This window comes from Candidatus Aquicultor sp., from assembly GCF_054640775.1.
This window is the reverse complement of sequence record NZ_JBTSLF010000175.1, coordinates 1-5148: the sequence shown is the minus strand read 5'-3', so window position 1 is coordinate 5148 and position 5148 is coordinate 1. Positions and strand designations below refer to the sequence as shown.

Annotated in this window: 4 protein-coding genes; all 4 read right to left on the bottom strand. The window is 35.3% G+C overall.

Going from position 1 to position 5148, the window contains the following annotated elements:
* Positions 1-374: 374 nt before the first annotated feature.
* The gene (locus ACYC56_RS12030) at positions 375-1517 is read right to left on the bottom strand and encodes a Wzz/FepE/Etk N-terminal domain-containing protein (protein WP_461374421.1); all 1143 of its coding nucleotides are present in this window, start codon (positions 1515-1517) and stop codon (positions 375-377) included.
* Positions 1518-1615: 98 nt separating this feature from the next.
* Positions 1616-4018, bottom strand: coding sequence for an SLBB domain-containing protein (locus ACYC56_RS12025; RefSeq protein WP_461374420.1), 2403 nt, complete (start codon positions 4016-4018; stop codon positions 1616-1618).
* Between the two features lie 271 nt (positions 4019-4289).
* On the bottom strand, positions 4290-4814 hold the full coding sequence (locus ACYC56_RS12020; RefSeq protein WP_461374419.1) for a hypothetical protein: 525 nt from the start codon (positions 4812-4814) through the stop codon (positions 4290-4292).
* A gap of 81 nt (positions 4815-4895) precedes the next feature.
* Positions 4896-5148 (bottom strand): hypothetical protein (locus ACYC56_RS12015; protein ID WP_461374418.1); only part of this gene is annotated, 253 nt, incomplete at its 5' end.

Sequence of the window (5148 nt, the reverse complement as noted above, 5' to 3'; positions counted from 1 at the left end):
ATTTACGTGAACTTAAAAGAATATGACAAGGCTATCGGTATCCTTCAGAGATTGGAGACCTATTATCCGAATGCCGGAGGCATTAAGACTGAGATTCAGCAATTGCAGCAGATGAAGCAGGCGAATACGGCTCTTCAGAAATAAGATTAACAGTATAAGTTGAGACAAAAATGCCCTTTGAGAATTATACTCATAGGGCTTTTTTATTCATTTCATTCGGGAATTGAAACAGAGTCTCATTTATCTTTTTGTCATTCCGGGCTAGATCCGGAATCTCTGACTTATTTAGCGGGAGATTCTGATTGCCGTCATTCTGATAAATGCAAAGATATACTTTCGTCAGAATGATAGTGGAAATATTTAGGGGATATGGGTTATCCTTTTTGATTTTTCCTTTTAATTCTTATTGAGTCCAAACCCATAATAGCAGCATACTTTTTTATAGTGCTTTTAAAGGAAAAATAAGTACCTGAAAATAACACGGACAGGAACATTACAATAATCAACGAGGTCAATCTTTTAGGTCCGGTTTTAACTATTGGATCTTTAGCCAATTCTTTAATATTTAGAACAGGTGTGTCTTTTACTTCGGCAATCTTCGCTAACTCAAGTTGTTTGCTTAGTTCTAAATAAACTGCATTCCTTATTTCCGCATTTCTCTGAAGTCTGGCTTGCTGTAGCATCAATTCCGGTGACTGGATTACCATTCTGTTCTGTTGCTTAAAATACATTAATTTATTTTCGGCAACGTTTAATGAATCCTTAACTTGCATAAGTCTTGTTGCAATGTATTGGCTTTGTTCCGATGCATAAGATTTGCGCTTCGTTCTAATATAATTATCAAGTGACTCTGCAACCTTGTTAGCTACATCGGCCGAGAGTTGAGCCTCCGGCATTTTTACTGAAAGAGTTAGAATTTTAGTCATCCTGTCTACATCCGTGATAAGTCTTCCTTTAGTTAAGCCCTTAAATGCCTTGAGAAACATATCGCGTTTTTGCAAATCACTGGGTAAATTTTTGTTAGGTTTTATTTTGAAATACTGAATTAAATTTACTGAATCGGGGAATTTTTCTGTTTTGTATTTAGCGTAAATAGCCGGAGATAATACTGATTCGCTGGTTATTAAATTTTGATATATTTCAGTCGGGGAACCTCCACCGACGCTGACGCCTGCAAGAGATGCAAGACTGCCAAGCTGCCCTAATGAGGATTCCTTACCGCCGTAATCAGGCAATATTGTTACAGTGCTGTCAAAATAAGGTTTGGTTAGAAAAATTAAGTAAACTAATGTAAAGGCTAAGACAACTGCATTAAAAACAATAAATTTCTTACGCAAGTCCCATAAGTTTTTTAAATAAGGCCGTGCTTTATCTACCATCTGTTGAAACCGGATATCAAAAGGTATTTCTTCTTCGACCTCGCCGTTAGAAATTGACTGTCTATTTATCTGCTGTTTTGTTTCCTCTGAAGGAATTAAGCTGGATTGTTGATTTTGATTTTTATTTTCGTTTGGCATATTTAAGTAAATTTTTTATCCCGTTAAGTTCAAATTAAATTTTGGTTATAATAGTGCTCTAAAAAACAATCCTCTTAGAACATTCTCTTATCCTTATTTTAATATTTTTTAATTGTAAAAATAAGAATAGCAGTAGAAGAAACCACAGTAACAATATCACGAATCATCGGCCAGGCATCTGTCCCGGGTTTTTCTACATAAGAAGGGACAAAAATAGTAGATCCGGATAAAATCTGGGGATTAGGAATAAAGAACCAACCTGATGGATTCCATTTTTTACCGTTAGGAAGTATTACAATATCGTCACCTTTGTAGGAAGATTGAGTATATCCACCTGCTTGATTAATATAATATGAAATACCCGCACCTTCTTCATAAGGAACAGTAGAAGGCAGGTTAACATCTCCTACAACTGTTATCGTCCGTGAATCTCTTGGAATAACTAATTGATCTCCCGGTTGTAATTCAAGATTATAAATTGAAGATGTATGATTCTGAATGTTATCCCAACTAATCGGTATCCTGTTGCCTAATTCTGCTTGAAATGTAGCAGCATCATAAATAGGACGACCAGTATAATTTTTGAAGAGAAGACTATCCGGAATTTTCACACTTTGTAATTTTTTCAAAACAGGATTGTTACGTAATAAATAGATACCTTCTGTGTATGCGTTTACCTTAAAACCACCGGCTCTTTTTATAAAGTCGGATAATTTTTCCCCGCGGTATAGAATTGAATAAGAACCGGGAAATTGAACTTCGCCGGTAATGCTAATAACACCTTTAAAGTTTTTGCTTGTATCTGTTTTAATAAATACACGGTCATAGTCTTCAAGTTTAAAGTCATCCGATTTTTTTTCATTCCAATAGTCAGTCGGCAGATTAACCGTGAACTTTTGAGCGTAAGCACTTGTACTAGTTGTATCCATTCTTACAATTTCAATATTCTTAGTAGTAGCAAAATCAGTTACGCCGCCTGCAAGTACAATAAGGTCTGTCAGCGTCATGTCTTTGAACCGTGTGAATTTCCCGGGATTTTTCACTTGTCCGTATATTTCTACGCTTCTGGTTGGATAGAAATTATCCTGCTTATAAATTTGTATTTCATCCCGGTTTTTTAGTGTAATATTATTTGCAGGATCTCTGGAAAGTGCTTTAGTCAGATCGAATCCTATAATTTCTTTTTTCTCGGAAGGTAAAGTCCTTATTAAAACCGCTTTTTCTAAAAAAGCATCCGGGAAAAGGCTATCGGCTTTAAATATTAAATCTCGTACAGTCATATTCGGACTCATCAATTCATAAACCCCCGGTTTTCTTACATCGCCGTTAATGACTACTCTATTTTGGGGTAGGGTGTTGATGTTAGAGATATCCACGACATCTCCGTCATCTAACTTATAGTCGCTATTATTAAGCTCGTTAACCGTGGAAAAATTTAAGTCTATACTAAGGATGTTATTTGTATAATCTTTTCTTTGGTCAAAGGGGATTATCCTTTCGATATGGACACTTTGGAAATAGGCGTTAAAGTCAACTCCTCCGGCATATTTCAATAAATTTTGTAAAGTTTCACCTTTTTTCAATTCATAAATTGCAGGGCGGAAAACACTTCCGGTAATTGCAACTCTTCTTCCAACCGGAGGGACAAAAAGTATGTCTTCATCCTGAAGCCGAATATCTTTAGACTTGTCTCCATTGAGCAGATAATTATAAAGATCGATTTCGGAAACTACTTTACCTCCTCTTAATACCTTGACATCTCTTAGAGAACCATTTATAGTAGGACCCCCGCAATAATATAACGCCGTAAATGAAGAAGACATTCCGGGAAGAGTATAACCACCGGGTTTGTTTACTTCGCCTAAGACATAAACTTTAACGCTTCTAAGCTTTCCGGTAGAAATATTAAAATGTGTTTTTCCGGTTGCTAAAGACGAGTATGCTTGTGATAATCTATTAAATAATTTTGACTTTAACGCGTCGAGGCTTAAGCCGTTTACGTTCACTAATCCTATTTCGGGAACAAAAATATCGCCGTTTTTTGAGACGGTTAAATCATTAACGAGTTGTGTCTCTCCCCAAAGTGTAAGGATTATTTCATCACCGGGGCCAAATACATAGTTAGTAGGAGTCGGAACGTTTAATGAAGGCTCAAATGAAGTAGGAGAATATGTAAAAATATTATATCCATAAGCAGGAAGGCTTGCAGCGTTCCCTCTGCCAGAAAATGCCGGTACAGTATAATTAGAAGGTGGAGCTGCAACCGGAGGAGTAACCACTACCGTCTTCTGAGTTTGTTCGCTTTCTTCCCCTTGCTGTTTTTGTTTTGAAGCCTGCTGAGCTTGTTGCAATTTTAATAATTCTTCTTCAGTATAACCCATTGAAGCAGCTTTTTGCTTTAATTGTTCTTGTGACATGCCCTTGAATTGGTCTAGCTGAGCAAAAACATTTATTCTAAATATAAATATTACACCGAAAATTAAGAATGCGATACGTTTCATGCAGATAAATCCCTATGATTTTTAAGCAATTAAAATAATTAATGTTAGTCTAACATCAAAGATAAAATTAATGGGGAAAGAGGGAGACCTTAGATTGATTAGGGTTTAGAATAATTTATTATGCCCGGATATAGTCGTAGGTTTTCCGATTATCTTTTTATCTCGATCAAGTAAAAACATTGTTGGTGTTGCATAAATAAAATAATCTGATGCAGATTTACCGCTCCATCCTTTAAGATCAGATATATTTATCCAGCTTAATTTATTATTCCTAATAAAATTTATCCAAGCATAAATCATCTTTTATTACATAATTATCAACTACATAGTTAAGGTCATTTTCAAATCCAAATTTCTTAAACCCATCTATTAAGTATTCTACAATTTGCTTATAAACTCTATAATTAATCTTAGCTTTATTTAATATTGTATCTATGGCAATAATAAATTCTTTTTCAAGAATTTCTTTTGGTAATTGCGGATTGCGATAATATGTTAAATACTCTATTGTTTTACTCGTGAATAGATCTGAATAGGTTAATTCGCCGTCCTTAAAATCTACATTATCTAAAGAGTGTGCTTTTAAGAAATCTAATTGTTTATCCGGGGGCAGACTCTCATCAAAAGCCGGTAATTGAGAAGATTTGATATACCTTGCTATAAAGGAACCCGGATCTGCTTGAGAAGTATTATTTATAAAATTTAAGTATTCTTGCTGAACTTGAGAAAGTGTGGACTTAGTTGTCTTATAATATTCATCATCTTTTGGATAGCGCGCAAGTATAAGTTGGAGCAACTTTGTTTTAGTCTTATATAATTTGTTAAACTTTATGAATGAATAATATAGCCGGTTGCTCTCAGGGATAATGGTACAAGGTTAAGATAATAAACACGGATATCTGTTTCCTTTTAAAAATGGATATTTAGTATTTTTTGTTCTCAATGCTCTTGGTTCACTTCTGCCGAGTCGTCTTTTTCGTTTGTACTTGCTCAGAAGTCTCCGGACTTCTTCTGCCACCGTGTCTACTGTAACTTCTTCCGATCTTGTCAATATATCGATCCGTCTTCTTATTATTTGCAGAGCGAGTTTGAATCGATCTTCCTGAGGGGGGAAAAGCTCCTTTGCCGGA